This is a genomic window from Streptomyces sp. SAI-170, assembly GCF_049739565.1.
In the GTDB taxonomy this organism is placed as follows: domain Bacteria; phylum Actinomycetota; class Actinomycetes; order Streptomycetales; family Streptomycetaceae; genus Streptomyces.
This window is the reverse complement of the sequence record NZ_JBMGQD010000001.1, coordinates 4935552-4962236: the sequence shown is the minus strand read 5'-3', so window position 1 is coordinate 4962236 and position 26685 is coordinate 4935552. Positions and strand designations below refer to the sequence as shown.

Below are 26685 nucleotides of genomic sequence, written 5' to 3'. Positions count from 1 at the left end.
GTCAGCCGCTGTTCCCTTCGGGGGCAGCGGCTGGCGCGCATTCAAGGCCCGTATCGAGGAGAGATGGACGTGACGACCGACCCGAGTGCCCCCTGGCTGATCGCCGGGCTCGGCAATCCCGGACCCGAGTACGCGATGAACCGGCACAACGTGGGGTTCATGGTGGCGGATCTGCTGGCCGAGCGGATGGGGGGGAAGTTCAAGCGGGCCGGCAAGGCGCAGGCGCAGGTCGTGGAGGGGCGGATCGGGCCGCCGGGGCCGTCGAACCGGCGGGTGATCCTGGTGAAGCCGATGTCGTACATGAATCTGTCCGGTGGGCCGGTGAACGCGTTGCGGGACTTCTACAAGGTGCCGGTGGGTCATGTGGTGGCGGTGCATGACGAGCTGGACATCGATTACGGGACGCTGCGGCTGAAGCTGGGCGGTGGGGACAACGGGCACAACGGTCTGAAGTCGATGACGAAGGCGTTCGGTGCGGACTATCACCGGGTGCGGTTCGGGATCGGGCGGCCGCCGGGGCGGATGCCGGTCGCGGATTTCGTGCTGAAGGATTTCGCGTCGGCGGAGCGCAAGGAGCTGGACTACTTCGTGGACCGGGCGGCGGACGCGGTGGAGTGTCTGGTGATCGAGGGGCTGGAGAGGGCGCAGGGCACGTACAACTCGTGACATCTCCGTCACCTCGGTTGACGGTCCGTGCGGGCATGGCCAAGGATCGCGGCCATGCTTTCTGCCGCCGGCCGTGTCGCCGCCATGGGGGTCGTCACGGCGCTGATCCTGATCGCAGGTGTGTGGGCCTCTTGGGGGACGGCCCAGTACGTGATGCTGACCAAGGGCCGTGAGCGGGGCACGGTCGAGGTGACGGCCTGTGGTGAGCGGTCCTGTTCCGGGCCGTACACGCCGTTGTCTCCGGGGTCCGTGGCGCGGGCGAGTGTCGCCGTGGAGGACACGGTGGCGGTGGAGAAGGGCCGTACGTACACGGTCGTGGTGAAGCCGGGTCAGGACAGCGCGGTGCGGTCGGGTCCGGCCGGGGTGCTGTACGCGTGGGTGCCGCTGGGCGGTGCGCTGCTGCTGGCGTCGGTGATCGTGGCGGGCGGGCTGCGGCGGACGCGCGCGGCGTGGGTGCTGGCGGGGTCGGGTTTCGCGCTGCTGACCGCGGCGTTCGTGACTGTCTGACGGTTATCGCCGTTCTCCATGAGTGTGGAGACTTCGAGCGTTTCCTGTTCGTGATTGACCTGGTCACCGGCTTGGCTGGAAGCTGAGCCGCCCCCTCCACATCTTCCCGTTCGCTTCTCGAAGATGGACTGCCCATGCGTACCTTCCCCCGCGTCGGCGCCGTGTGCGCTGTCGCCGTGGCCGCCCTGCTCGCGGCCCCTTCCGCTCACGCCGACGGCGACAACGGCACCGTGAAGATCCACGACGCCTCGACCGGCGAGGAGCTGATGAAGAACGAGCCGCACGTGTGCTCGTTCTACCTGGACGGCTTCAAGTTCGACGGCGCCCAGGAGATCGACTGGCGCATCGAGGCCATCCCGCCGAGCTCCGACAAGGGCGAGACGGTGAAGTCCGGCACCCTGACCCTGGACGCCGAGGGTCACGGCCGCTCGGACGACATGACCCTGCCGGACGGCCACTACAAGCTGTGGTGGAACTTCGACGGCGAGAACGGCTCCGCCAAGCACAAGGTCTTCTGGACGGACTGCGAGGACGAGGAGGGCGGCTCCGGCGGTACGTCGCCGTCGGCCGAGCCGTCGCAGTCGGCGGGCTCGTCGGAGTCCCCGGCCGCCTCCGCGAGCCCGTCGGCCGGGTCGTCCGAGGCGGCCCCCGGCGCGTCCGCGTCCCCGCAGGGCGGCACCTCCGGCGAGGGTGACCTGGCCGAGACCGGCAACGGTGCCCCGGTGGGGCTGCTGTCGGGTGTCGCGGCCGCGCTGGTGGCGGCCGGCGGCGGTCTGCTGTTCCTGCGCCGCCGCAAGGCCGGCCAGAGCTGACGTAAGGCGTGACGAAGGGCGGCACCCTCGCCGGGGTGCCGCCCTTCGTCGTGCGGTCGTAGGTGTCAGCCGGTGTTGCGCAGGCCGGCCGCCACGCCGTTGACGGTCAGCAGCAGGGCGCGGGAGAGCAGCGGGTCGGGCTGCTCGCCGGCCTCGGCGGCTTCGCGCTGGCGCTTGAGGAGGGCGACCTGGAGGTAGCTGATCGGGTCGAGGTAGGCGTCGCGGATGGCGAAGGTCTGCTTGAGGACCGGCTGGTGGTCCAAGAGCTCCTTCTCACCGGTGACGCGCAGGACCTCGGCGACGGTCAGCTCGTGTTCGGCCTTGATGGTGTCGAAGACGTGCTTGAGCTGGTCGGGGACGAGGGTGTCGACGTAGTGCTGGGCGATGCGCAGGTCGGTCTTCGCGAGGGTCATCTCGACGTTGGACATGAAGTTGCGGAAGAAGTGCCACTGCTCGTGCATCTCCTCCAGCACGGTGTCGAGGCCCGCCTCGCGCAGGGCCTTGAGGCCGGAGCCGACGCCGAACCAGCCGGGGACGATCTGCCGGGACTGGGTCCAGCCGAACACCCACGGGATGGCGCGCAGTCCGTCGAGCGAGACGCCCGAGCCGGGGCGGCGGGAGGGCCGCGAGCCCAGGTGCAGGTCGGCGAGCTGGTCGACCGGCGTGGAGGCGAGGAAGTACGTCGGCAGGTCGGGGTCCTCGACCAGGCGGCGGTAGGCGGCGTGGGCGGCGTCGGAGACGACGTCCATCGCGGCGTCCCAGCGGGCGAGGGCCTCGTCGGACTGGCGGGGCGCGGTGTGCAGGGCGGACGCCTGCAGGGTCGCGGCGACGGTCAGTTCGAGGTTCTCCCTGGCCAGGGACGGGATGAGGTACTTGTCGGAGATGACCTCGCCCTGCTCGGTGACCTTGATCTCGCCTTCCAGGGTGCCCCAGGGCTGGGCGAGGATCGCGTCGTGGGAGGGGCCGCCGCCGCGGCCGACGGTGCCGCCGCGGCCGTGGAAGAGGCGCAGGCGCACGCCGTAGCGGTGGGCGACGTCGCGCAGTCTGCGCTGGGCGCGGTGGATCTCCCACTGGCTGGTGGTGATGCCGCCGAACTTGGAGGAGTCGGAGTAGCCGAGCATGACCTCCTGGACGTCGCCGCGCAGGGCCACGAGCCTGCGGTACGACGGGTCGGAGAGCATGTCCTCCAGGATGGTGTCGGCGGCCTTGAGCTCGTCGGTGGTCTCCAGGAGCGGCACGATGCCGATCTTGGCCCAGCCGGCGTGCAGGTCGATGAGGCCGGCCTCGCGGGCGAGGACGGCGGCGGCGAAGACGTCGTCGGCGCCCTGGCACATGGAGATGATGTAGGACTCGATGACCTCGGGTCCGAAGACCTCCAGGGCCCGCTTGATCGTCTGGAAGACGCCGAGGGTCTTCTCGCCGGCGGCGTCGACGGGCGCCGGGGTGGGGGCGAGCGGCCTGCGCGAGCGCAGCTCCTTGGCGAGGAGCTTGGTGCGGTAGTCGCGGGGCATGTCGGCGTAGCGCCAGGATTCCTCGCCGAGGCGGTCGAAGAGCTGGCCGAGGGCGTGGTGGTGGGCGTCGGCGTGTTCGCGGACGTCCATGGTGGCGAGCTGGAGGCCGAAGGCGGCGAGGGTGCGGATGGTGCGGTTCATCCGGCCGTCGGCGAACAGGGCGCCGCGGTGCTCGCGCAGCGAGGTCTGCAGGAGGGTGAGGTCCTTGAGCAGTTCGCCGGTGCCGAGGTAGTCGCGGCCGGCCTCGTGCGGGGTGCCCTTGGCGAGGCGCTGCTTGGTGTTCTCCAGCTTCTGCCGGATGCAGGTGGCCTTGAGCCGGTAGGGCTCCTCGGCGTTGAGGCGCTTGTAGCGGGGGCTGATCTCGGGGAGCAGCTCGAGGTCGGCCTGGAGGGATTCGAGGAGTTCCTCGGTGGCGCCGGTGTAGCGGATGGAGTTCGACAGGAAGCCGCGCAGCTCGTCGATGGTCTCCAGGGCGTCGTTGATGCCGTGTTCGTGCTGGAGGATGAGGACATCCCAGGTGACCTGGGGGGTGACGTTGGGGTTGCCGTCGCGGTCGCCGCCGATCCAGGTGCCGAAGGTGAGGGGGCGGGTGTCGTCCGGGAGGGTGACGCCCACACGTTCGAGTTCGGCGGTGAGGTCTTCGAGGACGTCGCCTACGGCGTTGGCGTGCAGCTCGTCGAGGTAGTAGATCGCGTTGCGGGCCTCGTCGGAGGGCTCGGGGCGCACGACACGCAGTTCGTCGGTCTGCCAGACGAGGTCGATGTTCTCGGCCAGACGGGTGTCGTGGCGGCGCCGGTCGGAGTCGATGACCGGGGTCTCCAGGAGGGCGGCGATGCGCCGGAGCTTGTTGAGCACCGACCGGCGTGCGGCCTCGGTGGGGTGGGCGGTGAAGACCGGGCGGACGTTGAGGTTGCGGACGGTCTCGCGCAGGTGCTCGGGGTCGGCGTCCTTGAGCCGGTCGGCGGTGCGGGAGAGCAGTCCGCCCTCGGCGGCGCGGCGGGCGCGCAGCTCGCGGCCTCGGTGGACCTGTTCGGTGACGTTGGCCAGGTGGAAGTAGGTGGAGAAGGCGCGTACGAGCTTGGCGGCGGTCTCCAGCTCTGTGCCGCGCAGCAGCTCGGCGGCGGCCTCGCCGTCCTCTCGGGTGAGGCGGCGTACCTTCTCGACCAGTTCGAGGAGCTCGGGGCCCTCCTGGCGGACGAGCGTCTCGCCGAGGAGGTCGCCCAGTCGGCGGATGTCGGCGCGCAGCTCGCTGCTGGTCGTGGTCTGGTCGTCGGCACTGCTCACAGGTGCGGCTCCTTGCAGTGTTGAAGCTCGTCCGGGAGGGGAACCCGGGGACCGGCGCGCGGCGGGGTGCCGCATTACGGGCGGTGCCTCCGGGAAGTATTCAGAGCGGACCGCGCTGTCCGACCGGTTCCAAGGATAGGTGGCGATGCGGACGCGCAGGCTCTGGGGCTCTTGCCGCCGGGCGTCGCACTGCCATACTTACGTCGCCGTAGGTTACGGAACCGTAGGGAGTGGTCCCCGGTTCCGCTCACCTGGCTTCCCTCCCGAAAACCCTCGACCCCACAGGGGACGCCCATGAGCTCTAGCTCCGATGTGATCGAAGACGCCCCGGAGGCCTCGGACACGTTGGCCTCCGCCACGCTCGGCGGGGAGCAGAAGCGTTCGATCGAGCAGATCACGCTGCTGCTGTTCATCGCCGTGCCGTTCCTCGCGCTGCTGGCCGCCGTGCCTCTGGCGTGGGGGTGGGGGGTGAGCTGGCTGGACCTGGGTCTGCTGGTCTTCTTCTACTACCTCGGCTGCCACGGCATCACGATCGGTTTCCACCGCCACTTCACGCACGGTTCGTTCAAGGCGAAACGGCCGTTGAAGATCGCGCTGGCGATCGCGGGGTCGATGGCGGTGGAGGGGCCGCTGGTGCGCTGGGTGGCCGACCATCGCAAGCATCACAAGTTCTCCGATGCGGAGGGTGACCCGCATTCGCCGTGGAAGTACGGCGAGACGGTGCCCGCGCTGATGAAGGGCCTGTGGTGGGCGCACATCGGCTGGATGTTCGACGAGGAGCAGACGTCCCAGGAGAAGTACGCGCCGGATCTGATCAAGGACCCGGCGTTGCGGGCGATCTCGCGCCAGTTCGTGCTGTGGACGGCGCTGTCGCTGGCGCTGCCGGCGCTGATCGGCGGTCTGGTGACGATGTCGTGGTGGGGGGCGTTCACCGGCTTCTTCTGGGGTTCGCTGGTGCGTGTGGCGCTGCTGCACCATGTGACCTGGTCGATCAACTCGATCTGTCACGCGGTGGGCAAGCGGCCGTTCAAGTCGCGGGACCGTTCTGGGAACGTGTGGTGGCTGGCCGTGCTGTCGTGCGGTGAGTCCTGGCACAACCTGCACCACGCGGACCCGACGTCGGCGCGGCACGGTGTGATGCGCGGGCAGCTGGATTCGAGTGCGCGGCTGATCCGCTGGTTCGAGCAGCTGGGCTGGGCGTACGACGTGCGCTGGCCGTCACGCTCGCGTATCGATTCTCGTCGCGACACCGCGGGGGGCGGTTCCCGGCGCCGGAAGGAGACGGCCGAGGCGGCATGATTGACGCCGTGGCGACCGACTCCAGCACTTCCAGCAACGACAAGCCGCGGCGGACGCGCCGTACCCGGATGACCGGAGCGGAGCGCCGCCAGCAGCTGCTGGAGATCGGCCGCACCCTGTTCGCGGCGAAGGGGTTCGAGGGCACCTCGGTGGAGGAGATCGCGGCGAAGGCCGGGGTGTCCAAGCCGGTGGTGTACGAGCACTTCGGCGGCAAGGAGGGGCTGTACGCGGTCGTGGTGGACCGCGAGATGCGCCGCCTGCTCGACATGGTCACGGGTTCCCTGACGGCCGGCCACCCGCGAGAACTCCTGGAACAGGCGGCGTTCGCCCTCCTGGACTACATCGAGGAGTGCACGGACGGCTTCCGCATCCTGGTCCGCGACTCCCCCATCCCCCAGTCCACGGGTTCCTTCGCCTCCCTGATCTCCGACATCGCCACCCAAGTGGAGGACATCCTCGGCAAGGAGTTCAAGTCCCGAGGCTTCGACCCGAAACTGGCCCCTCTCTACGCCCAGGCCCTCGTCGGCATGGTCGCCCTGACGGGCCAGTGGTGGCTGGAGGTCCGCCGCCCCAAGAAGTCCGAGGTGGCGGCACACCTGGTGAACCTGGCGTGGCACGGCTTGGACGGCTTGGAGCCGAAGCCGCGGTTGATAGGTCACCGCAAGAGCTGAATCGCCGCACTTCAGGGTGCGGTCCCGTGGCAGGCTGGGATCATGCCGAAGATTCCTGTCGAGGTGGCGCGCACGCAGCTCGACGAGTTGGTGCGCCGCGCCGTACACGGGCGCGAGGTCATCGCCCTCACCGACGGCGAGGCCACCGCGCTGCTCGTGTCCCCCCGGATGATGGAGGACCTCGAAGATTCCCTGGCCGTGGCCGAGTACCGCCGCCGCAAGGCAGAGGGCACGCTCGGGGAGGGCACGCCGCACGAGGAGGTCAGACGGCGTCTGGGGCTGGTCCGCTGACCGGCTCCAGGAACTCCAGGCGGTTGCCGACGGGGTCGTACGAGTGGAAGCGTCGGTGCCCCGGCAGTTTCCCGTCCCACTCCACTCGCGCGCCCCGGTTCTCCAGCCGGGCGGCGAGGGCGTCGATGCCGGTGACCCGTAGCCCGGGGTGGGCCTTCTTCGACGGGCGGAAGTCCTGTTCGATCCCCCAGGTGGAGCTGCACCGGCCCGGACCGGAACCAGCAGCCGCCTCTCGCCTCGAGGGCGGGCGGCTTGGGGATCTCGGTCATGCCGAGGGCGTGGACGTAGAACGCGCGCAGCCGGCCCTCGGAGCCGGGCGGCGCGCCGAGCTGGACGTGGTCGACGGCAGCCAGCATCAGGCCCCCCTCCGCGCCACCACGAACACCCGGCGGAACGGGAACGCCGTGCCGTGGGGGGTCGCCGGGTAGGCCTCGCGCAGGGCGTCCCGGTAGTCGCGTACGAAGGTGTCGCGGGTCTCGGGGTCGTCCGCCAGGGCCGTCAGGATGGGGCGGAGGCCCGTTCCCTTGACCCAGTCCAGGACCGGGTCCTCGCCTTGAAGGACGTGGATGTATGTCGTCTCCCAGGCGTCCACTGTGCAGCCGAGGTCGGCCAGGCGGGACAGGTAGGCGGCGGGCGTGAGGACCGCGTCTTCGTGGCGGAGGACGTCTTCTACGCCGTGCCGGGCGGCGAGGGTGCGCATCAGGCGGTGGCTGGGGGCGTCGAAGTTGCCGGGGACCTGGAAGGCGAGGGTGCCGCCGGGGCGCAGGCCGTTCACCCAGTCCGGGAACCTGTCCGCATGCCCGGGCACCCATTGCAGGGTGGCGTTGCTGATGATCAGGTCGTGGGGCTCCGAGGGCAGCCAGGTGCGGACGTCGGCGTAGGTGAAGTCGAGGTTGTCGCCCGCGTGCTCCACGTGGGCGCGGTCGAGCATCTCGGCGGAGTTGTCGTGGCCGGTGATGTGCGCGGTGGGCCAGCGGTCGGCGAGCAGGGCGGTGACGTTGCCGGGGCCGCAGCCGAGGTCGGCGATGCGGGGCCGGGCCGAGGGAAGGTCCGGGACGCGGGCCAGCAGGTCGGCGAAGGGGCGGGCGCGGTGGTCGGCGTGGCGCAGGTACTGCGCGGGGTCCCAGGTCGGTGTCGTCATGTCTCCCACCTTCCCGCGCAATCTCTCTTGACGTCAAGAGACTCGACATCAAGAGACTTCACATCGACACAACCACTACACTGATCGTCATGGAGGACGAGGTCGATCGGCTGGTCGCAGCGTGGCGCCGGGAGCGCCCGGACCTCGACGTGGAACCGCTCGAGGTGCTCAGCCGGGTGAGCAGACTGGCCCGGCATCTGGACCGGGCGCGCCGGCTGGCCTTCTCGGAGCACAGCCTGGAGCCCTGGGAGTTCGACGTGCTGACCGCGCTCAGGCGCGCGGGAACGCCGTACCAGCTCTCACCGGGGCAGTTGCTCACCCAGACGCTGGTCACCTCCGGCACGATGACGAACCGCATCGACCGGCTCGCCAAGAAGGGCCTGGTCGAGCGGCTGCCCGACCCCAGCGACCGGCGCGGTGTGCTGGTCCGGCTCACCGAGGAGGGCCGTGACCGCGCCGACCAGGCGCTGGCCGGCCTCCTCGACCAGGAGCGGGCGATCCTCGCCGAGCTCTCCCGGGCCCAGCGCGGTGAACTGGCCGCCCTGCTACGCCAGCTGACCGCCCCGTTCGACAACATCCCCGGTTAGGTCGACGGGCCCCACTCCGGCCCTGCGCGCCAGCGCCACCGCCGCCAGCGTCGAGTGCACGCCCAGCTTGCCGAGGACGTTCTGCATATGGGTGCGGACGGTGTGCGGGGAGAGGAACAGCCGCTCGGCGACGGCCTTGCGGCCGAGCCCGGCGACCATGCAGCGCAGCACCTCGCGCTCGCGCGGGGTGAGGGACTCCACCAGGCGCTCGCTCTCGGTGCGGTGCTTGCGCGCGGCCGTCAGCTCGCGCAGCACCCCGGTCAGCAGGGCGGGCGGCAGATGCGTCTCGTCGCGCAGCACGCCCCGGATGACGGTCAGCAGCCGCGACAGCGAGCAGTCCTTGGCGACCCAGCCGGACGCCCCGGCCTGCAGCGCGAGCGCCGCGCGCCGCGGGTCGTCCTTCTCCGCGAGCACCACGGTCCGCACCCCGGGGTGGACGGTGCGCACCTGGGCGACCAGGGAGATCCCGTCGACAGTGCCGTCCTCGCCGCCCTGGGCCAGGGACGCGACGGAGGAGACGGACTGCACGGGCACCGTGGTCCGTACGCCGAGGACACCCCCGCCCAGGTCGGCGTCGACGAGCAGCACGTCGAAGCGGCGCCCCTCGCCGGCCGCCCGCTCCAGGCAGCGCAGCGCGGCCGGCCCGCTGCCGGCCGCGGAGACGTCGACGTCGGGCTCGGCCGCCAGTGCGGCCGCGAGCGACTCGGCGAAGATGCGGTGGTCGTCGACGACCAGGACTCGGATGCGTACCACGAAACCCCCTTCCCCGAGCTCCCTCAGGAGCAGGGGATACCCCAAGGCCGGGAGAACTACGTCAGGCGTGGGTGCGGCGCCCTGAGCGTGAACCACCGCACGGCCGCCGCCATGCGGAACTGCTACCCCCACTTCGGGCGTCGTACCCGACTGTCTCGCCCCCTGAGCGGCACCGGCCCCCACCGGTGCTTGTTCATCAGGGTACGGACGGGGACGGGGAGCGGAAGGCTATTTGCAGAACTGGCCGCCGGACGCGTTTATGGTGAGCCGCATGTTTCGTATCGAGGCGGAAGTCGACAAAGCCCGGCGCGATCTGCTCAGTTCACGGTTGCGTGACACCAACAGCGCGGCCTCGCCGATCCTGCGGGCGCTGCGCGGCACCCCTCAGGAACGCGAGAACCCGCTGCATCTGTGGGCGACGGACGCGGCGGGCGAACTGGCCGGCGGGCTCGTCGGACACACCTGGACGAGCTGGCTGCACGTGGCGCTGCTGTGGGTGGACGAACGCCACCGCGGTACGGGTCTGGGGGCCCGGCTCCTCGCCGAGGCCGAGCGCATCGCGCGCGAGGAGCGCGACTGCCGGGCGGCCCGGCTGGAGACCTGGGACTTCCAGGCGCCGGAGTTCTACAAGAAGCAGGGGTACGAGGTGGTGTGCGTGATCCCCGACTATCCGCCGGGGATCACCGAGTACACCCTGACCAAGCGGCTCAGCTGATCCGCCGGGCCCCCGGCGAGGGGACCGCCTCGAACACCCGCGGCGCGGTGAAGGAGGCCGCCGCGAAGGCCTCTTCGACGGCCTTGGTGATGGTGTCGACGTCGGTGGCCTCGGCCAGCACGATCGCCGAGCCGCCGAAGCCGCCGCCGGTCATCCGGGCGCCGAGCGCGCCGGAGGCCAGCGCCGTGTCGACGACCAGGTCCAACTCCGGGCAGGAGATGCGGAAGTCGTCGCGCAGCGAGGCGTGGCCCGCGGTGAGGACCGGCCCGATGGCGCGGGTGTCACCGGACTCCAGCAGCGCCACCACCCGCTCCACGCGCGCGTCCTCGGTGACGACGTGGCGCACCAGCCGGCGCACCTCCTCGTCCTCCAGCCGTGCCAGGGCCGCGTCCAGGTCGTCGTAGGCGATGTCGCGCAGGGCGTCCACGCCGAGCAGGGCGGCGCCCTTCTCGCAGCCGGCGCGGCGCTTGCCGTACTCGCCCTCGTTGTGGGCGTGCTTCACGCGGGTGTCGACGACCAGCAGGCGCATGCCTTCTGCTGCCAGGTCGAAGGGGATCTGCTTCTGGCCCAGGTCGCGGGTGTCGAGGAACAGGGCGTGGCCGTCCTCGCAGCAGGCGGACGCGGTCTGGTCCATGATGCCGGTGGGGGCGCCGACGTAGACGTTCTCGGCGCGCTGGCACAGGCGGGCCAGCTGCCAGCGCTGGAGCCCCAGTTCGTACAGGTCGTTCAGGGCGAGCGCGACCACGACCTCGACGGCCGCCGACGACGACAGGCCCGCGCCCACCGGGACGGTGGAGCTGAGGTGGATGTCGGCGCCGGTGACCGGGTGCCCGGCCTCGCGCAGCGCCCAGACGACGCCAGCCGGGTACGCCGTCCACTCCTTGTCGGCCTGCGGGACGAGGTCGTCCGGGCGCAGTTCCACGACTCCCCCGTCGAGGTCGGCCGAGTGCAGGCGCACTACGCCGTCCTCGCGGCGGGAGACCGCGGCGGTCGCGGTGTGCGGCAGCGCGAAGGGCATCACGAAGCCGTCGTTGTAGTCGGTGTGCTCGCCGATCAGGTTGACCCGGCCGGGCGCCGACCAGACTCCTTCGGGCTCGGCCCCGTACAGTGCGGTGAAGCCGTCCCGGACCTCAACTGCCCCCACTTATGACTCCCTTGCGATGTGCTGTGCGAACTGCCAGGCGTCGGCGACGATACCCGCGAGATCGGCGCGGGACGGGGTCCAGCCGAGGCGCTCGCGGGCGGTCTCGGCGGACGCCACCAGCACGGCCGGGTCGCCGCCCCGGCGCGGGGCCACGACCTCGGGGATCGGGTGGCCCGTCACCTTGCGGACGGTGTCGATGACCTCGCGTACGGAGAAGCCGTTGCCGTTGCCGAGGTTGCAGATCAGGTGCTCGCCGGGGGTGGCGGCCTTCAGGGCCAGCAGGTGGGCCTCGGCGAGGTCGGCGACGTGGATGTAGTCGCGGACGCAGGTGCCGTCGGGGGTCGGGTAGTCGTCTCCGTAGACGGAGATGGCGTCGCGGCGGCCCTGGGCGACCTGGAGGACGAGCGGGATCAGGTGGGACTCGGGGTCGTGGCGCTCGCCGCAGTCGCCGTAGGCACCGGCGACGTTGAAGTAGCGCAGCGACACCGCGCCCAGGCCGTGGGCGGCGGCCTCGCCGGTGATCATGTGGTCGACGGCGAGCTTGGAGGCGCCGTACGGCGAGGTGGGCGCGGTCGGGTCGGTCTCCGTGATCGGGGTGCTGACCGGTTCGCCGTAGGTGGCGGCGGTGGAGGAGAAGACGAGCTTCCTCACGCCCGCCTCGCGCATCGCGCCGAGCAGCGCCATCGTGCCGGCGACGTTGTTGTCCCAGTACTTCTCGGGCTTGACCACGGACTCGCCGACCTGCGAGGACGCGGCGAAGTGCAGGACCGCGTCGAAGGAGGGGTCCAGCCACTTGGCGGCGTCGCGGATGTCGCCCTCCACGAAGGCGGCGCCGGCGGGGACCCCCTCGCGGAAGCCCGTGGAGAGGTTGTCGAGGACGGTGACCTCGTGGCCCGCCTCCAGCAGATGCCGGGCGACCACGCTGCCGACGTAACCCGCCCCACCCGTCACCAGGTACTTCATGAACTCGCTACCTCTCGCAGTCGCTCGGCCGCGGCCTCGGGCCGGATGTCGTTGATGAACACGCTCATGCCGGACTCCGAACCCGCGAGAAACTTCAGCTTGCCGGAAGTCCTGCGGATGGTGAAAAGCTCCAGGTGGAGTGCGAAGTCGTCGCGGTGGACGCCGTCGAACTCCTCCAGCGCGCCGAACGGCGCCTGGTGCCAGGCGGAGATGTACGGCGTCGGGGGCTCGTCCTGGCCGAAGATCCGGTCGAAGCGCCTCAACAGTTCCAGATAGACCTTGGGGAACTCTGTGCGGGCGGCCTCGTCCAGCGCGAGCAGGTCCGGTACCCGGCGCTTGGGGTACAGGTGGACCTCGTAGGGCCAGTGCGCGGCGTACGGCACGAACGCCACCCAGTGTTCACCCTCCAGGACGACCCGCTCACCGGCGAGTTCCTGCTCCAGGACGGTGTCGAAGAGGTTCTCGCCGCCGGTGGCGTCCTTGTGCGCGGCCACCTGGCGCAGCATCGCCGCGGTGCGGGGCGTGGTGAAGGGGTAGGCGTAGATCTGCCCGTGGGGATGCTGAAGCGTCACGCCGATCTCGGCGCCACGGTTCTCGAAGCAGAACACCTGCTCGACGGAGGGCAGATGAGACAGCTCCGACGTGCGGTCGGTCCACGCGTCCAGGACCAGCCGCGCCTGCTCCTCGCTCAGGGCGGCGAAGGACGCGGTGTGGTCGGAGGTGAAGCAGACGACCTCGCAGCGGCCGGAATCGCCGGCGAGGGAGGGGAAGCGGTTCTCGAAGACGACGACGTCGTACGACGAGTCCGGGATCTCGCTGAGCCGGTCGCCCTCGGTCGGGCACAGGGGGCACTCGTCGGCCGGCGGGTGGTAGGTGCGCCCCTGCCGGTGCGAGGCGATCGCGACGGCGTCGCCGAGCAGCGGATCGTGGCGTACCTCCGATGTGGTGACCGTGGGCTCGAGCGGGCGGCGGTCCACCGCGTCGCGCACCGAGTCGTCCCGCAGGTCGTAGTAGATGAGCTCACGAGCGTCGGCCAGCCGAGTCGAGGTCTTCTTCACCGCCACTCTCCATACCTTACGAAGCTTCCAACAGAACCGAACACATCAAAGCACAAACTCCCACGCGAGTCACCATCACAATCGAACACAGAACACCAACCGAGGTGAGGTCCGGATGCCCCTCCCCCCACACCCCATCCCCCTGGCGGCCGAGCTGCGGCTGCCCACCAACTGGCTCGACTACACGATCCTGGCGATCTACTTCGTCGTGGTCCTCGGCATCGGTTTCGCCGCCCGCCGCTCGGTGCGGACCAGCCTCGACTTCTTCCTCTCGGGGCGCTCGCTGCCCGCGTGGGTGACGGGCCTGGCGTTCATCGCCGCCAACCTGGGCGCCACCGAGATCCTCGGCATGGCCGCCAACAGTGCCCAGTACGGCGTCTACACCACGCACTGGTACTGGATCGGCGCCATCCCGGCCATGGTGTTCCTCGGCCTGGTGATGATGCCGTTCTACTACGGCTCCAAGGTCCGCTCGGTCCCCGAGTTCCTGCTGCTGCGCTTCGACAAAGGCGCACACCTGCTCAGCTCGATCCTGTTCGCCTGCGCCGCGATCCTGATCGCCGGGGTGAACCTGTACGCCCTCGCGATCGTGGTCGAGGCACTGCTGGGCTGGCCGCAGTGGGTGGCGATCGTCGTCGCCGGGTTCTTCGTCCTCGCCTACATCACCCTCGGCGGCCTGTCCTCCGCCATCTACAACGAGGTACTGCAGTTCTTCGTCATCCTCGCCGCGCTCATCCCGATCACCGTCCTCGGGCTGAAGTCGGTCGGCGGCTGGGACGGCCTGTCCGACAAGCTCACCGCCCGCAACGGCGACGACTTCATGACGGCCTGGGGCGGCACCGGCATCGGCCACGCCAACCCGCTCGGCGCGAACTGGCTGACCATCGTCCTCGGCCTCGGGTTCGTGCTGTCCTTCGGCTACTGGACGACCAACTTCGCCGAGGTGCAGCGCGCCCTGTCCGCGAAGAACCTCTCCGCCGCCCAGCGCACCCCGCTGATCGCGGCCTTCCCGAAGATCTTCATCGTCTTCCTGGTGATGATCCCCGGCCTGGTCGCGGCCGCGCTCGTGCCGAAGATCGGCACCTCCGGCTCCGACCTGCAGTACAACGACGCCATTCCCTACCTGATGGAGTCACTGCTGCCCAACGGCGTCCTCGGCATCGCGGTGACCGGACTGCTCGCGGCGTTCATGGCGGGCATGGCGGCCAATGTGTCGTCCTTCAACACCGTGTTCACCACCGACATCTGGGCCAAGTACGTGGTGACGGGCCGCGAGGACGGCTACTACGTCCGCTTCGGCCGCCTGATCACCGCGATCGGCGTCCTCGCCTCCATCGGCACGGCGTTCCTCGCGTCCTCCTTCTCCAACATCATGAGCTACCTCCAGACGCTGTTCTCCTTCTTCAACGTGCCGATGTTCGTCGTCTTCATCATCGGCATGTTCTGGCGGCGGGCCTCGATGAAGTCCGGCTTCTGGGGCCTGCTCGCGGGCACCACCGCCGCGATGGTCAACTACTTCTGGCTCTACAAGCAGGACGTCATCGACATCCCCTCCGACCAGGGCGCCAACTTCGTCTCCGCGATCGCCGGGTTCGTGGCCGGCGCGGTCGTCATGGTCGCCGTGTCGCTGTTCACCAGGCCCAAGCCGGCCGACGAACTCCAGGGCCTCGTCTACGGCACCACCTCCCCCGGCATGGCCGAGCCGCCCGCACCCGGCGACGAGGCCTGGTACCGCAGGCCCGCGCTGCTGGGCTGGGGCGCGGTGATCCTGGCGGCCGCCTGCTACATCCCGTTCTCGTTCTGAGGCACTCTGAGAGGAGTTGGGAGCAACCATGTCGTCCGAGCACCACGGATACTCCGACCGGGACGTCCAGCGCGAGGTCACCGAGCTGGAGGGCAGGTCGGCCACGGCCGCCCGCCTCTTCGACATCCGCCGCATCATCGGCGGCCTGTTCGTCCTCTACGGCGTCATCGTCACCGTCACCGGCCTCACCGACGACGACGCCACCATCGACAAGGCCCAGGGCGTCAACATCAACCTCTGGACCGGCCTGGGCATGCTGCTGCTCGGCCTGTTCTTCCTGATCTGGCTGAAGCTCCGCCCGACGGCTCCTCCGCCACCGGAGGTACTGCCGGAAGAGCCAGAAGAGAAGGCGTAGCCGCTACGGCTGTTGCTGCCGGTCCCGGGGGGCGCCCGGGGCCGGGCCCGCGCGGTCCAGGAGGCCCGTGCGGGCGGCCAGCGCCGCCGCCTCCAGGCGGGAGCCGACGCCCAGCTTCATCAGCACGCGCTGGACATGGGTGCGGGCGGTGGAGGGGGCGATGCCCATCCCGGCCGCGATCAGCCGGGTGTCCTCGCCGTCCGCGACCCGGACCAGCACCTCCACCTCACGCGGTGTCAGCATCTCAAGGAGCCGCTGGCCCTCGTCGTCGGGCTGGGCCACCGGGTTGAGCAGCTCGCCGAACGCCCCCTGCAACAGCTGCGGCGCCACCGCCGCCTCGCCCTGGCGGGCCTTCATCATCGCCCGCTCCACGCCCTCGATCCGCTCGTCGTGGCGTACGTACCCCGAGGCGCCCGCGGCGAAGGCCGCCGCGATGCCGCGCGGGCTGGGCACCGGGCCCAGCACCAGCACCGCCACCTGCGGACGCTCCCGCTTGATCCGCACCACCGGGTCGAACGCCCCCGGCTCCGCCGGTGTCGCCGTGCCCAGCAGGCACACCTCCGGCGCCCGCGCGATCACCAGCTCGGCCGCGCCCGCCGCGGGCGCCGCCGCGGCGAGCACCCGGTGCCCGCGCAGCTTCAGCGCCGAGGCCAGCGCCTCGGCCAGCAGACGGTGGTCGTCGACCACCATGAGCCGCACTCCCATCGAGACCCCCCAGTCCCCCCAGTGGATGCCCCGGAAGCTACAGGCTTGTTCGGGATCGCGCTGCCCCTCCCGCCGAGAAGTGCCCCCCGATCGGGGAAATTTCCCGCTCGGCGGTGCCGCGCCACAACGCACCGGACCCCGCCCCCTGAACAGGGACGGGGTCCGGTGCGACCGCGCTCGGGCCTCAGCTCGCGCCGAAGGCGACGAACAGGTAGTCGGTCTCGCCGCCGATCGAGCCCAGCGTGCTGGCGTACACGTCGGCCATGAACAGCCGCCCCTGCGAGTAGCGGATCTCGGCGTGGTTCGGCAGGAAGCTCGCCTCCACGTCACGGATCTGCTCGTCGTCCGGGTTCTGCAGCAGCTTCGTCTCCTTGAAGGAGCCGCCGTCGATGCTGACGATCTGGCCGCCCTTGTCGTAGGGCGGGGTCTTGTACGCGATCAGGTTCGGGCCGTCCATGCGCAGCGGCCACAGCTGGTAGTCCTCGCCGGCGTCCGCCCGCTGACCGGTCTCCTTGCCGGTCGCCAGGTCGAAGGAGACGACCGCGTTGGTGTAGTCGCGCTCCACGGTCGGCAGGTACAGCCGGTCGTTGCCGACGACGACACCGGCGCAGTCCTCGACGCGGGAGATCGTCTCGCACTCGCCGTCGTAGTCCTCGTCCGACGCCGAGATACGGGTGCGCAGCTTGCCCGTCTTGTTGTCGATGGAGAAGAAGTCGAGGATCTGCGGCCCGTCACCGGCCATGTCACCGACCTCGGCGGCCACCACCAGCGGGTCGGTGGAGACGATGCCGGCGTACTCGATGCCGCTGTCCATCTTGTACTCCGAGATCACCTTCCCGGACTTCGGGTCGATGGTCTGCACATGCAGCGTGCGGTTGCCGTACTGGCCGCACTTGCGCAGCGCGACGAGCTTGGGGCCGCCGCCGTACCCGGCGTCGTAGCAGGTGTCGTCGACCTTCGGGGCCCACAGCTCCTTGCCGGTGGCGATGTCGAAGGCGCCGCCGCCGCTGGTGCCGCCGACGGCGACGGTGGAGCCGCTGACGGTGACGTTGTCCAGGAGGATGTCCTCGTCACCGAGCTTGACGCTCTTCTGCCACAGCTTGGTGCCGGACTCCAGGTCGATCGCGGCGACCTGGCTGCAGCCCTCGGAGGAGCTCACGGCGGGCATCTTCGGCTGGAAGACGACGGCGGCCTTGTTGTCGTCGCTGGTGAACCGGCTGGCGTGGCACACCGGGCCGGGCAGCTTCACCGTCCACTTCTCGGTGCCCTTGTCGAGGTCGTAGCCGACGATCTCGGCGACGCCGCTCTTGGCGTACACGGTGTCGGTCAGCCAGGAGCCGTCGACGGCGACCGTCTCGTCCTTGCGGACCTTCGGCATCGGCACCTGGAAGAGCACCTTGGCCTGGGGGTTCGCGGGCGTCTTCTCGGTGGCCTTGGCCGAGCCGCCGCCACCGTCTCCGCCGCCGGAGCCGCCCTTCTCGTCGCCACCGCCGCCGGTGCCGCCGCTGGAGCCGGCCTCGTCCTTCTTGCCGCCGTCGTCACCGGACTTGGCGTACCAGACGCCGCCGCCGATGATCAGCGCGATCGCCACGACCGCGGAGACGATGATCGCCAGCTGGGCGTTGATCTTCCGCCCGCCGCCCTGTGCTCCGCCGGCCTGCGGGGCCATCGGGACCGTCGCCTGCGGGAAGCCGTAGCCGGGCTGCTGGCCGTACTGGCTCGGCTGGCCGCCGTACGGGTTCGGGCCCGGCTGCTGCTGGCCGGGGTAGCCGTAGCCGGGCGCGGGCGTCTGCGGCGGCTGCGGGGCCGTCTGCGGATAGCCGTAGCCGGGCTGGGGCTGGGGCGGCTGCGGGGTGCCGTAACCCGGCTGCGGAGCCGGGGTGGGCGGGGCCTGCGGCGGCTGGGGTGCGCCGAAGCCCGGCTGCTGGGCCGGGGGCGGCGGCGTCTGCGGCGGCTGGGGCGCGCCGAAGCCGGGCTGCTGCGGCGGCTGGTCCTGCGGGGGCTGGCCGGGCGGCGGGGGCGGCGTGGTCATGGTGTGAGTACCTCGGTGGGACGGAACGGATGCGCGGGCGGACGAGACGTGATCGCTCGGGTGCCGGGCGCCGGACGGGCGGGCCGGATCACTTGCCGAAGACGATCATCAGCTTCTCCTTGGCCTCGTCGTTGCCGGTGAGCCGGGTCGTCGCCAGGTACAGCCGCCCGCCGGTCCACTTCAGGTCGCGCGAGAAGAAGCCGTTCTCGATGCTGGACACGCCCTCCGGGTTCTGCAGCACCTTCACCGGCGTGTGCGCCTTGCCCGCGGTCGCGATCGACACGACCTGGCCGCCGGCGTCGTAGGACGGCTCGACGTAAGCCATGAGCTTGCCGCCCTCCAGGCGCAGCGGCAGGATCGTCTGCTCGGTCGGGGACTTCACCCGCCACTTCTCCTTGCCGGTGGCCAGGCTGATGGCGAGGATCTCGTTCGCGCCGCTGGTCGCCTCGGTCGGCAGGTAGAGCATGTCGCCGCCGACCGCCACGCCCTGACAGCCGGTCAGGTCACGCTGCAGGATCGCCCAGCCGCACTCGGGGGCGATGGACTCCTTGGTGGAGACCTGCGAGCGGATCCTGCCCTGCGGGGTGAACGTGGAGATGTTCCACGTGTCCTTGTCCTCGTTCTCGCTGTAGACCACCAGCGGGTCCACCGACAGGGTCCGGTTGACGCGGTAGCCCTTGTCGTACTTGAACGTCCACTTGACCTTGCCGGTCTTCGGGTCGAGCTCCTGCAGCTCCTCGTGCTCGGCGGCGCCGCCGAGGTCGCAGGACGCGACGGAGATCAGCCGGCTGCCGCCCGCGAACGCGCTCGGGTAGCAGGAGTCGGCGTACTTCTTCTTCTCGTACAGCTGCTTGCCGCTGTGGACGTCGTAGGCGACACCCGACTGCGAGCGGCCCACCATCAGCGTGTTGCCGGCCAGGGACAGCTCGACGGTGATCGCGCTGTCGAACAGCGCGCCGTCCGCGACCTCGGCCTTCCAGCCCTGCTCGCCGGTGCCCAGGTCGACCTGCTGGAGCTGGTTGCACTTGGCGTTGTCGCCGGCGCCGCTCATGTACGCCACGACGATCTTGTCGTCGGCCGTCTGCTGCCGGGTCGTCGCGCAGATCTTCTGCGGGAAGGTGATCGGCTCCCAGGTCGGCTTGCCGTCGGCCACGTCGTAGGCGAACAGCTGCTTGTAGGCCGCCTTCACCGCGGTCTTGTCGTTGATCCACATGCCGTTGGCGTCTGCGCCGGAACCGGGCGCGTCGGGCGCCTCCTTGTACCAGAGCACCTTCGACTCGCCGGGCTTGCGGCCCTCGTTGAGGTCGGTGGACTCCTCGCCTCCGTCGCCCTCGCCGTCACCGGGGTTGACCGGGGCGTCGGTTGCGGTCGGCTTGGCGTCGTCGCTCTTCTGGGCGACGGGCTTCTTCTTGCCGCCCTTGTCGTCGTCGCCGCCGCTCGTCACCGCGAACACCGTGCCGCCGATGACGAGCAGCGCCGCCACGGCCGCGCCGATGATCACGGCGGGCTTGCCCTTGAAGGGATTGCGGGAGCCGCCGCCGGGAGGCACCGGGGCGCCCGGGTACTGCGGCTGCTGCGGGTAGCCGTAGCCCGGCTGCTGGCCGTAGGGACCCGGCTGGGGCTGGCCGTACGGCGCTTGCGGCTGCGGCTGGCCGTAGGGGCCGGGCTGCTGCGGCTGCGTGTACGGGCCCGGCTGCTGGGGCCGGCCGTACGGGCCCGGCTGGGCGTAGGGGCCGGGCTGCTGCGGGTAGCCGTAACCCGGCTGCGGGCCCGGCGGGGTGGGCGGGGCCTGAGGCGGCTGGGCCGGCGGCATCTGGGGGTGCTGGGGCGGCGTCTGAGGTGGTGTCTGGGGTGCGCCGAAGCCTCCGCCCTGCGGCGGCTGGTCCTGCGGTGCTCCGAAACCACCGGGCTGCGGCGGCTGGTCGGGCGGCTGAGTCATCAGCGTCTTCCCCCTCGTTCACTGATTTTTAGCCACGCCCTGAGGTACGTGATGGACCCAGAGCCGTTCGGTCTCAGACGGTTCTCAGACGGCTCTTTCTATCACTGACCACCGACAGTCAAGAGGCCCGGCTCCACCCCTGTTCCCAAGGGAGGACCGGGCCGTGATGCTGCCGTTACGCGCCTTCACGCGGCCTTCACGCGCGCTGCGTCCTACGCGTCCTCGGCCAGTTCCAGCCAGCGCAGCTCCAGTTCCTCGCGCTCGCCGGCCAGGGCCCGCAGGTCGGCGTCGAGTTCGGCGACCTTCGCGAAGTCGGTGGCGTTCTCGGCGATCCGCGCGTGCAGCTTGGTCTCCTTCTCGGAGATCTTGTCGAGCTGCCGCTCGATCTTCTGGAGTTCCTTCTTGGCGGCGCGCTGGTCGGCGGCGCTCTTCTCGGTGGTGGCCGGCTTCGGCGCCGCGGCCGGGGCGGCCGCGGCCGCCACCTCCTCCATGCGCTTGCGGCGCTCCAGGTACTCGTCGATGCCGCGCGGCAGCATCCGCAGCGTGGAGTCGCCGAGCAGGGCGAACACCCTGTCGGTGGTGCGCTCGACGAAGAACCGGTCGTGGGAGATCACGATCATCGAGCCGGGCCAGCCGTCGAGGACGTCCTCCAGCTGGGTGAGGGTCTCGATGTCGAGGTCGTTGGTGGGCTCGTCGAGGAAGAGGACGTTGGGCTCGTCCATGAGCAGACGCAGCAGTTGCAGCCGGCGCCGCTCGCCGCCGGAGAGGTCACCGACGGGCGTCCACTGCTTCTCCTTGTTGAAGCCGAACGTCTCGCACAGCTGACCGGCCGTCATCTCGCGGCCCTTGCCCAGGTCGACGCGCTCGCGCACCTGCTGCACGGCCTCCAGCACCCGGGTGGTGGGGTCGAGTTCGGCGACCTCCTGGGAGAGGTAGGCCAGCTTGACGGTCTTGCCGACGTTGACCCGGCCGCCCGCCGGCTGCGCCTCGCCCTCGGTGCGTGCCGCCTCGGCCATCGCCCGCAGGAGGGACGTCTTGCCCGCGCCGTTGACGCCGACCAGGCCGATCCGGTCGCCGGGGCCGAGCTGCCAGGTGACGTGCTTCAGCAGCACCTTGGGGCCGGCCTGGACGGTGACGTCCTCCAGGTCGAACACCGTCTTCCCGAGCCGCGAGGACGCGAACTTCATCAGCTCGCTGGTGTCCCGGGGCGGCGGCACGTCCTTGATCAGCTCGTTGGCCGCCTCGACCCGGAAGCGGGGCTTGGAGGTACGGGCCGGGGCGCCGCGGCGCAGCCAGGCCAGCTCCTTGCGGACCAGGTTCTGCCGCTTGGTCTCCTCGGTGGCCGCGATGCGCTCGCGCTCGGCGCGCGCGAAGACGTAGTCGGAGTAGCCGCCCTCGTACTCGTACACGGCACCGCGCTGGACGTCCCACATGCGGGTGCAGACCTGGTCCAGGAACCAGCGGTCGTGGGTGACGCACACCAGCGCCGAACGCCGCTCGCGCAGGTGCTGGGCGAGCCAGGCGATGCCTTCGACGTCGAGGTGGTTGGTGGGCTCGTCGAGCACGATCAGGTCGTGGTCCTCGATGAGCAGCTTGGCCAGCGCGATACGCCGCCGCTCACCGCCGGACAGCGGCCCGATGACGGTGTCCAGTCCCTTGGGGAACCCCGGCAGGTCCAGCCCGCCGAACAGCCCGGTGAGGACGTCGCGGACCTTGGAGTTGCCCGCCCACTCGTGGTCGGCCATGTCCCGGATGACCTCGTGCCGGACGGTCGCCTCCGGGTCGAGGGAGTCGTGCTGCGTGAGCACGCCCAGGCGCAGCCCGCCCGAGTGCGTGACCCGCCCGGTGTCGGCCTCCTCCAGCCGGGCCAGCATCCGGATCAGCGTCGTCTTGCCGTCGCCGTTGCGGCCCACCACCCCGATCCGGTCGCCCTCGGACACGCCCAGCGAGATCCCGTCCAGCAGCGCACGTGTGCCGTACACCTTGCTGACGTTCTCGACATTGACCAGATTGACGGCCATTTCACTCCTGCCCGGGGGATGGATCGCCCGTCCAGAGTAGTCGGAGGTCAGCCCTCGCCTCGCGCGCGAGCAGTGGAAGGTGCTCGTCGGCCAGGCCCTGCTCAAGGGGTGGGACGTTGCCGTCCGGGCCGTGCTCAGCTGATGGTGGCGCCCTCTGCGGGGCCCTGGGCCATACGGACCGTGCGGCAGGTCCCCGAGGCGCGCAGGGCGTCGGCGACCCGGTGGGCCGCGTCGGCGTCGCGGGTGAGGAACGCAGTCGTGGGGCCGGAGCCGGAGACCAGGGCGGCCAGGGCGCCCGCGGCGCGGCCGGCGGCCAGGGTGTCGGCCAGCTCCGGGAACAGGGAGAGCGCGGCGGGCTGCAGGTCGTTGACGACGGTGGCGGCCAGCGCGTCCGGGTCGCCCTTGGCCAGGGCGGCGAGCAGCTCCGGCGAGGCGACCGGCTCGGGGATGTCGAGGCCCTCGGCGAGCCGGTCGAACTCGCGGAACACCGCCGGGGTGGACAGGCCCCGCTCGGCGATGGCGAACACCCAGTGGAAGACGCCGCCGACCTCCAGCGGTGTCAGCAGCTCGCCCCGGCCGACGCCGAGCGCCGCCCCGCCGACGAAGCTGAACGGCACGTCGCTGCCCAGCTCGGCGCAGATCTCCAGCAGCTCCTCGCGGGTCGCGCCCGTGCCCCACAGCGCGTCGCACGCGAGCAGGGCGCCCGCGCCGTCGGCGCTGCCTCCGGCCATGCCGCCGGCCACGGGGATGTCCTTGACGATGTGCAGGTGGACGTCGGGCGTACGGCCGTAGCGCCGGGCCAGCTCGATCGCGGCGCGCGCGGCGAGGTTGCTGTCGTCCAGGGGGACCTGGTCGGCGTCGGGGCCCTCGCAGGTGACGCGCAGTCCCTGCGGCGAGGGGGTGGCGGTGATCTCGTCGTACAGCCCGACCGCGAGGAAGACGTTGGCCAGGTCGTGGAAGCCGTCCGCGCGGGCCGCGCCCACCGCGAGCTGGACGTTGACCTTCGCCGGGACCCGTACGGTGACGCTCACTGTCCGGCCTCCTTGTGCTCGGCGATCCGCGCGAACTCCTCCACCGTGAGCGACTCCCCGCGCGCCTGCGGGGAGACCCCGGCCGCGACCAGGGCGGCCTCGGCGGCGGCCGCGGAACCGGCCCAGCCGGAGAGCGCCGCGCGCAGCGTCTTGCGCCGCTGGGCGAAGGCCGCGTCGACGACGGCGAAGACCTCACGCTTGGAGGCCGTGGTCTTGATCGGCTCGGTGCGGCGGGTGAGGGCGACCAGGCCACTGTCGACGTTCGGCGCGGGCCAGAAGACGTTGCGGCCGATGGCTCCGGCGCGCTTGACCTCGGCGTACCAGTTCGCCTTCACGGACGGCACGCCGTACACCTTGGAGCCGGGCGCCGCGGCGAGCCGGTCGGCGACCTCCGCCTGCACCATCACCAGCGTGCGCTCGATGGTCGGGAAGGTGTCGAGCATGTGCAGCAGCACGGGAACGGCCACGTTGTAGGGCAGGTTCGCGACGAGGGCCGTCGGGGCCGGGCCGGGCAGCTCGGCGACATGCATCGCGTCGGAGTGCACCAGCGCGAACCGGTCCCTCTTGTGCGGCATGCGCGCCTCGATGGTGGCGGGCAGCGCGGCCGCGAGGACGTCGTCGATCTCCACCGCCGTGACCCGGTCGGCCACCTCCAGCAGCGCCAGGGTGAGGGATCCGAGCCCCGGGCCGACCTCGACGACCACGTCGTCGGGCCGGACCTGTGCGGTGCGCACGATGCGGCGGACCGTGTTGGCGTCGATCACGAAGTTCTGGCCGCGCTGCTTGGTCGGGCGCACACCGAGCGCGGCCGCGAGTTCGCGGACGTCGGCGGGCCCGAGGAGGGCGTCGGGGGTGGGGCTGCTCACGGCACAAGGGTACGGGGAGGGACCGACAGCCCCTCACGGCTCACCGGGACCGTCCGGCGGGGCGGGCGCTGCCGGTCACGGCCGCTCAGCCGTGCAGGCGCGCGCCGCAGTGCGGCCAGGGCCCGGCGCCGCGGCGCATGTACAGCTTCTTCGCGCGCAGCGTCTGCTCGGCGGCGGACGCGTCCTGCGGGCGGCCGCTGCCGCCGAGGCTGTGCCAGGTCCGGGTGTCGAACTGGTACAGCCCGCCGTACGTCCCCGACGGGTCGACCGCGTCCGGCCGTCCGCCCGACTCGCAGGCGGCGAGGCCCTGCCAGTCGAGGTGGTCGGTGCCCTGCACGGATGTCGGCATCGGCTTGGTGCCCACCTTCACGATCCGGCGGACCGGTTCGCGCACCAGTTCGGTCCTGACCAGGCGCGGCTTCTGCCGCACGCCGTTGACCGTGCGCAGGTGGTAGGTGACCCGGCGCAGACCCGGCTGCCCGGCGCGCTCGACGACCTCCGTGCCCTTGAACAGGGTCGGGTCCTGCGTCCGCTCCACCTCGAACGGGATCTGCTCCTCGCGCACCTCTTTCGTCCCGGTGATCCGCAGGACGGTCACCGTCTGCCCGTCCCGCGGGAAGCTGTCCTGCGGCACGGAGGTGGTGTCCTGGCCGCGCAGGGTGATCCCGGCCTGCTCGACGGCCTCGCGGACGGTCGCCGCGTTGGTGCGGATGGTGCGGGCGCGGCCGTCGGCCATGATCGTGACGGAGCGCTCGGTGCGCACGTCGAGCGCCAGTCCCTCGCGCCCGATCCGCCGGGAGCGCGCAGCGGACAGGTACGCGCCCTCCGCGCGCACCCCCAGTTGTGCGAGCGCCTCCTCCACCGTGCTCGCCGTCGTCCATACCTCGCGCCGGTGTCCGTCGAGCGTGAGCCGCACCGGGCGCCCGTACCGGACCACCACCTCGTCGCCGCTGTCCAGCTCCGTGCCGGGGGCGGGCGCCACCACGTCGTGCGCCCCCACCTCCACGCCTTCCTGCGCCAGCAGTTCGGTCACGTCGTCGGCGAAGGTGTGCAGCGTGCGGGAGCGGCCGTCGACACTCAGCTCGACGGCCTTGTCCTTCGCGACGAACGCGGTGGTGCCGCCCGCGAGGAAGGCGACGACCAGCGCCTGCGGCAGCAGCCTGCGCACCGAGCCGTCCGCGCGTACGGTGCCGACCGCGCGCACGATGCCGTCCGCGCGCCCCGCGCCCCGCGCCCTGTGCCGGCGCGCGGCCCGCCCTCCTGCGCCGTCGGCACGTGCTCCGTACGCGGGGATGACGGGGGCGGCCTCGTGGACGTCGTCGTACGCGGGCGCGTCGAGATCACCGCGCGCCTCGTAGGCGGGCGCGTACGTGTCGGCGTACGGCGGGTACGAGGGGACGGGCGCCGGCCAGGGCGCCCGGTACGCGGCCGGGTAGGTCTCGCCGTAGCCCAGGGTCTCGGCGGTGTGGGGGTCGAACGGCTCGTACTCGGGGATGTAGCGCTGCTCGTCGCGCACGTGACTCGAATCGCTCACGCCGACACGCTCCAGGGGTCCACGGGGCCGGATCGGGCCCCCAGAACCTAGCGGAGCGATGGTCACTCTCCAAAGCGACGCGGCTACATACCGTGAGACCTCAGTAGCCGAAGGCGCGTGCCGTGTTGGCCGCGAGGGCCGTCGCCAGGGCGTCCTCGTCGATGCCGCGCACGGCGGCCATCGCGCGCACCGTGACCGGAACGAGATACGGGGCGTTGGGCCGTCCGCGGTACGGCGCGGGCGTGAGGAAGGGCGCGTCGGTCTCCACCAGCAGCAGCTCCAGGGGGGCGACGGCGACGGCGTCCCGCAGGTTCTGGGCGTTCTTGAAGGTGACGTTGCCGGCGAAGGACATGAAGTAGCCCGCGCGGGCGCAGATCTCCGCCATGTCGGCGTCGCCGGAGTAGCAGTGGAACACCGTCCGCTCGGGGGCGCCCTCCTCCTTCAGGACGCGCAGGACGTCCGTGTGGGCGTCGCGGTCGTGGATGACCAGGGCCTTGCCGTGCCGCTTGGCGATCTCGATGTGGGCGCGGAAGGAGCGCTCCTGCGCGGCCTTGCCCTCTTCTCCGGTGCGGAAGTAGTCGAGGCCGGTCTCGCCGACGCCCTTGACGTGGGGCAGCGCGGCCAGCCGGTCGATCTCGGCGAGGGCCTCGTCGAGCGCGGCGTCGCCGCCCGGTTCGCGGGCGCCCTGCCGGGACCAGCCGTCGGGGTCGCCGTGGACGATCCGCGGGGCCTCGTTGGGGTGCAGGGCGACGGCCGCGTGGACGGCGTCGTGGGCCGCCGCGGTCTCGGCGGCCCAGCGCGATCCGGCCACGTCGCAGCCCACCTGCACGACGGTCGTCACCCCGACCGACGCCGCCTTCGCCAGGGCCTCCTCGACCGTGCCGGACTGCATGTCGAGGTGGGTGTGGGAGTCGGCGACCGGCACCGCCAGGGGCACGGGCAAAGGCGGCGCGGCGTTCTTGTCGGCGGTGTTCAAAGGCATGCCCCGATCCTACG

General features: G+C 71.2%; 24 protein-coding genes and 1 pseudogene. 10 read left to right on the top strand and 15 right to left on the bottom strand.

The window, feature by feature from the left end:
• Positions 1 to 63: 63 nt before the first annotated feature.
• From pth to RKD23_RS22230, 3 genes are all read left to right on the top strand, one after another.
• Positions 64 to 666, top strand: coding sequence for an aminoacyl-tRNA hydrolase (pth, locus tag RKD23_RS22240; protein ID WP_404042045.1), 603 nt, complete (start codon positions 64 to 66; stop codon positions 664 to 666).
• Between the two features lie 54 nt (positions 667 to 720).
• The gene (locus tag RKD23_RS22235) at positions 721 to 1173 is read left to right on the top strand and encodes a hypothetical protein (RefSeq protein WP_424855254.1); all 453 of its coding nucleotides are present in this window, start codon (positions 721 to 723) and stop codon (positions 1171 to 1173) included.
• Between the two features lie 134 nt (positions 1174 to 1307).
• Complete coding sequence (locus RKD23_RS22230) at positions 1308 to 1985, top strand: LPXTG cell wall anchor domain-containing protein (RefSeq protein ID WP_424855253.1); 678 nt, start codon at positions 1308 to 1310, stop codon at positions 1983 to 1985.
• Between the two features lie 65 nt (positions 1986 to 2050).
• Here RKD23_RS22230 and ppc read toward each other — a convergent pair whose 3' ends face one another.
• A complete protein-coding gene (gene ppc / locus RKD23_RS22225) occupies positions 2051 to 4780 on the bottom strand; it encodes a phosphoenolpyruvate carboxylase (RefSeq protein ID WP_424855252.1) in 2730 nt (909 codons plus the stop codon).
• Between the two features lie 294 nt (positions 4781 to 5074).
• On the opposite strand from ppc, the gene RKD23_RS22220 reads away from it, so the two are divergent.
• The 3 genes from RKD23_RS22220 to RKD23_RS22210 are packed head-to-tail and all read left to right on the top strand — an operon-like array spanning position 5075 to position 7041.
• On the top strand, positions 5075 to 6079 hold the full coding sequence (locus RKD23_RS22220) for an acyl-CoA desaturase (RefSeq protein WP_424855251.1): 1005 nt from the start codon (positions 5075 to 5077) through the stop codon (positions 6077 to 6079).
• Positions 6076 to 6750: a TetR/AcrR family transcriptional regulator gene (locus RKD23_RS22215; RefSeq protein ID WP_424855250.1), complete on the top strand. Its 675-nt coding sequence runs from the start codon at positions 6076 to 6078 to the stop codon at positions 6748 to 6750. The genes RKD23_RS22220 and RKD23_RS22215 overlap by 4 nt, the downstream gene beginning before the upstream one ends.
• Positions 6751 to 6792: 42 nt before the next feature.
• Positions 6793 to 7041: a type II toxin-antitoxin system prevent-host-death family antitoxin gene (locus tag RKD23_RS22210; RefSeq protein ID WP_424855249.1), complete on the top strand. Its 249-nt coding sequence runs from the start codon at positions 6793 to 6795 to the stop codon at positions 7039 to 7041.
• On the opposite strand, the pseudogene RKD23_RS22205 reads toward RKD23_RS22210, so the two are convergent.
• Together RKD23_RS22205 and RKD23_RS22200 are read right to left on the bottom strand one after the other, a co-directional pair.
• Positions 7013 to 7397 (bottom strand): annotated as a pseudogene (locus RKD23_RS22205) (VOC family protein). The gene RKD23_RS22210 and the pseudogene RKD23_RS22205 sit on opposite strands and share 29 nt — an antisense overlap.
• A complete protein-coding gene (locus RKD23_RS22200) occupies positions 7397 to 8182 on the bottom strand; it encodes a trans-aconitate 2-methyltransferase (RefSeq protein WP_424855248.1) in 786 nt (261 codons plus the stop codon). The pseudogene RKD23_RS22205 and the gene RKD23_RS22200 overlap by 1 nt, the downstream one beginning before the upstream one ends.
• 89 nt (positions 8183 to 8271) lie before the next feature.
• Between RKD23_RS22200 and tamR the strand changes: the two genes are divergently transcribed.
• Complete coding sequence (gene tamR, locus RKD23_RS22195; protein ID WP_399647305.1) at positions 8272 to 8769, top strand: MarR family transcriptional regulator TamR; 498 nt, start codon at positions 8272 to 8274, stop codon at positions 8767 to 8769.
• Here the strand turns inward: tamR and RKD23_RS22190 are convergent.
• Entirely contained in the window at positions 8728 to 9522 is a 795-nt protein-coding gene (locus RKD23_RS22190) for a LuxR C-terminal-related transcriptional regulator (protein ID WP_424855247.1), read from the bottom strand. The genes tamR and RKD23_RS22190 overlap by 42 nt on opposite strands.
• Before the next feature lie 259 nt (positions 9523 to 9781).
• Here RKD23_RS22190 and RKD23_RS22185 point away from each other — a divergent pair, with 259 nt between their 5' ends.
• Positions 9782 to 10237, top strand: a complete 456-nt coding sequence (locus tag RKD23_RS22185) for a GNAT family N-acetyltransferase (RefSeq protein WP_424855246.1) — start codon at positions 9782 to 9784, stop codon at positions 10235 to 10237.
• Here RKD23_RS22185 and galK read toward each other — a convergent pair.
• The 3 genes from galK to galT are packed head-to-tail and all read right to left on the bottom strand — an operon-like array spanning position 10230 to position 13402.
• The gene (gene galK, locus RKD23_RS22180) at positions 10230 to 11381 is read right to left on the bottom strand and encodes a galactokinase (protein ID WP_424855245.1); all 1152 of its coding nucleotides are present in this window, start codon (positions 11379 to 11381) and stop codon (positions 10230 to 10232) included. The genes RKD23_RS22185 and galK overlap by 8 nt on opposite strands.
• Positions 11382 to 12344: a UDP-glucose 4-epimerase GalE gene (galE, locus tag RKD23_RS22175; RefSeq protein WP_424855244.1), complete on the bottom strand. Its 963-nt coding sequence runs from the start codon at positions 12342 to 12344 to the stop codon at positions 11382 to 11384.
• Complete coding sequence (gene galT, locus RKD23_RS22170; RefSeq protein ID WP_424855243.1) at positions 12341 to 13402, bottom strand: galactose-1-phosphate uridylyltransferase; 1062 nt, start codon at positions 13400 to 13402, stop codon at positions 12341 to 12343. Before galT ends, galE begins: the two co-directional genes overlap by 4 nt.
• 115 nt (positions 13403 to 13517) lie before the next feature.
• Here galT and RKD23_RS22165 point away from each other — a divergent pair, with 115 nt between their 5' ends.
• Entirely contained in the window at positions 13518 to 15206 is a 1689-nt protein-coding gene (locus tag RKD23_RS22165; RefSeq protein ID WP_404042034.1) for a sodium:solute symporter family protein, read from the top strand.
• A gap of 28 nt (positions 15207 to 15234) precedes the next feature.
• The gene (locus RKD23_RS22160; RefSeq protein ID WP_424855242.1) at positions 15235 to 15561 is read left to right on the top strand and encodes a hypothetical protein; all 327 of its coding nucleotides are present in this window, start codon (positions 15235 to 15237) and stop codon (positions 15559 to 15561) included.
• 3 nt (positions 15562 to 15564) lie between these two features.
• Here RKD23_RS22160 and RKD23_RS22155 read toward each other — a convergent pair whose 3' ends face one another.
• The 8 genes from RKD23_RS22155 to RKD23_RS22120 form a co-directional block, all read right to left on the bottom strand.
• Positions 15565 to 16266 carry a helix-turn-helix transcriptional regulator gene (locus tag RKD23_RS22155; protein WP_424855241.1) on the bottom strand — a complete coding sequence of 234 codons (702 nt, stop codon included), beginning with the start codon at positions 16264 to 16266 and terminating at the stop codon, positions 15565 to 15567.
• Positions 16267 to 16450: 184 nt separating this feature from the next.
• Entirely contained in the window at positions 16451 to 18298 is a 1848-nt protein-coding gene (locus tag RKD23_RS22150; protein WP_424855240.1) for a PQQ-binding-like beta-propeller repeat protein, read from the bottom strand.
• A gap of 88 nt (positions 18299 to 18386) precedes the next feature.
• Complete coding sequence (locus tag RKD23_RS22145; RefSeq protein ID WP_424855239.1) at positions 18387 to 20237, bottom strand: PQQ-binding-like beta-propeller repeat protein; 1851 nt, start codon at positions 20235 to 20237, stop codon at positions 18387 to 18389.
• Positions 20238 to 20449: 212 nt separating this feature from the next.
• Positions 20450 to 22258 carry an ABC-F family ATP-binding cassette domain-containing protein gene (locus RKD23_RS22140; protein ID WP_424855238.1) on the bottom strand — a complete coding sequence of 603 codons (1809 nt, stop codon included), beginning with the start codon at positions 22256 to 22258 and terminating at the stop codon, positions 20450 to 20452.
• A gap of 134 nt (positions 22259 to 22392) precedes the next feature.
• The gene (locus RKD23_RS22135) at positions 22393 to 23289 is read right to left on the bottom strand and encodes a 4-(cytidine 5'-diphospho)-2-C-methyl-D-erythritol kinase (RefSeq protein WP_424855237.1); all 897 of its coding nucleotides are present in this window, start codon (positions 23287 to 23289) and stop codon (positions 22393 to 22395) included.
• Positions 23286 to 24155: a 16S rRNA (adenine(1518)-N(6)/adenine(1519)-N(6))-dimethyltransferase RsmA gene (gene rsmA, locus RKD23_RS22130; protein ID WP_424855236.1), complete on the bottom strand. Its 870-nt coding sequence runs from the start codon at positions 24153 to 24155 to the stop codon at positions 23286 to 23288. Before rsmA ends, RKD23_RS22135 begins: the two co-directional genes overlap by 4 nt.
• An 85-nt stretch (positions 24156 to 24240) precedes the next feature.
• Entirely contained in the window at positions 24241 to 25689 is a 1449-nt protein-coding gene (locus RKD23_RS22125; RefSeq protein WP_424855235.1) for a ubiquitin-like domain-containing protein, read from the bottom strand.
• Between the two features lie 100 nt (positions 25690 to 25789).
• The gene (locus RKD23_RS22120) at positions 25790 to 26671 is read right to left on the bottom strand and encodes a TatD family hydrolase (RefSeq protein ID WP_424855234.1); all 882 of its coding nucleotides are present in this window, start codon (positions 26669 to 26671) and stop codon (positions 25790 to 25792) included.
• Positions 26672 to 26685 lie beyond the last annotated feature (14 nt).

Bases quoted from the DNA above. Each gene is read 5' to 3' on its own strand.
- pth (WP_404042045.1), top strand. From the start codon at position 64: ATGGACGTGACGACCGACCCGAGTGCCCCCTGGCTGATCGCCGGGCTC.
- RKD23_RS22235 (WP_424855254.1), top strand. From the start codon at position 721: ATGCTTTCTGCCGCCGGCCGTGTCGCCGCCATGGGGGTCGTCACGGCG.
- RKD23_RS22230 (WP_424855253.1), top strand. From the start codon at position 1,308: ATGCGTACCTTCCCCCGCGTCGGCGCCGTGTGCGCTGTCGCCGTGGCC.
- RKD23_RS22220 (WP_424855251.1), top strand. From the start codon at position 5,075: ATGAGCTCTAGCTCCGATGTGATCGAAGACGCCCCGGAGGCCTCGGAC.
- RKD23_RS22215 (WP_424855250.1), top strand. From the start codon at position 6,076: ATGATTGACGCCGTGGCGACCGACTCCAGCACTTCCAGCAACGACAAG.
- RKD23_RS22210 (WP_424855249.1), top strand. From the start codon at position 6,793: ATGCCGAAGATTCCTGTCGAGGTGGCGCGCACGCAGCTCGACGAGTTG.
- RKD23_RS22200 (WP_424855248.1), bottom strand. From the start codon at position 8,182: ATGACGACACCGACCTGGGACCCCGCGCAGTACCTGCGCCACGCCGAC.
- tamR (WP_399647305.1), top strand. From the start codon at position 8,272: ATGGAGGACGAGGTCGATCGGCTGGTCGCAGCGTGGCGCCGGGAGCGC.
- RKD23_RS22185 (WP_424855246.1), top strand. From the start codon at position 9,782: ATGGTGAGCCGCATGTTTCGTATCGAGGCGGAAGTCGACAAAGCCCGG.
- galE (WP_424855244.1), bottom strand. From the start codon at position 12,344: ATGAAGTACCTGGTGACGGGTGGGGCGGGTTACGTCGGCAGCGTGGTC.
- RKD23_RS22165 (WP_404042034.1), top strand. From the start codon at position 13,518: ATGCCCCTCCCCCCACACCCCATCCCCCTGGCGGCCGAGCTGCGGCTG.
- RKD23_RS22160 (WP_424855242.1), top strand. From the start codon at position 15,235: ATGTCGTCCGAGCACCACGGATACTCCGACCGGGACGTCCAGCGCGAG.
- RKD23_RS22155 (WP_424855241.1), bottom strand. From the start codon at position 16,266: ATGGGAGTGCGGCTCATGGTGGTCGACGACCACCGTCTGCTGGCCGAG.
- RKD23_RS22150 (WP_424855240.1), bottom strand. From the start codon at position 18,298: ATGACCACGCCGCCCCCGCCGCCCGGCCAGCCCCCGCAGGACCAGCCG.
- RKD23_RS22145 (WP_424855239.1), bottom strand. From the start codon at position 20,237: ATGACTCAGCCGCCCGACCAGCCGCCGCAGCCCGGTGGTTTCGGAGCA.
- RKD23_RS22140 (WP_424855238.1), bottom strand. From the start codon at position 22,258: ATGGCCGTCAATCTGGTCAATGTCGAGAACGTCAGCAAGGTGTACGGC.
- RKD23_RS22120 (WP_424855234.1), bottom strand. From the start codon at position 26,671: ATGCCTTTGAACACCGCCGACAAGAACGCCGCGCCGCCTTTGCCCGTG.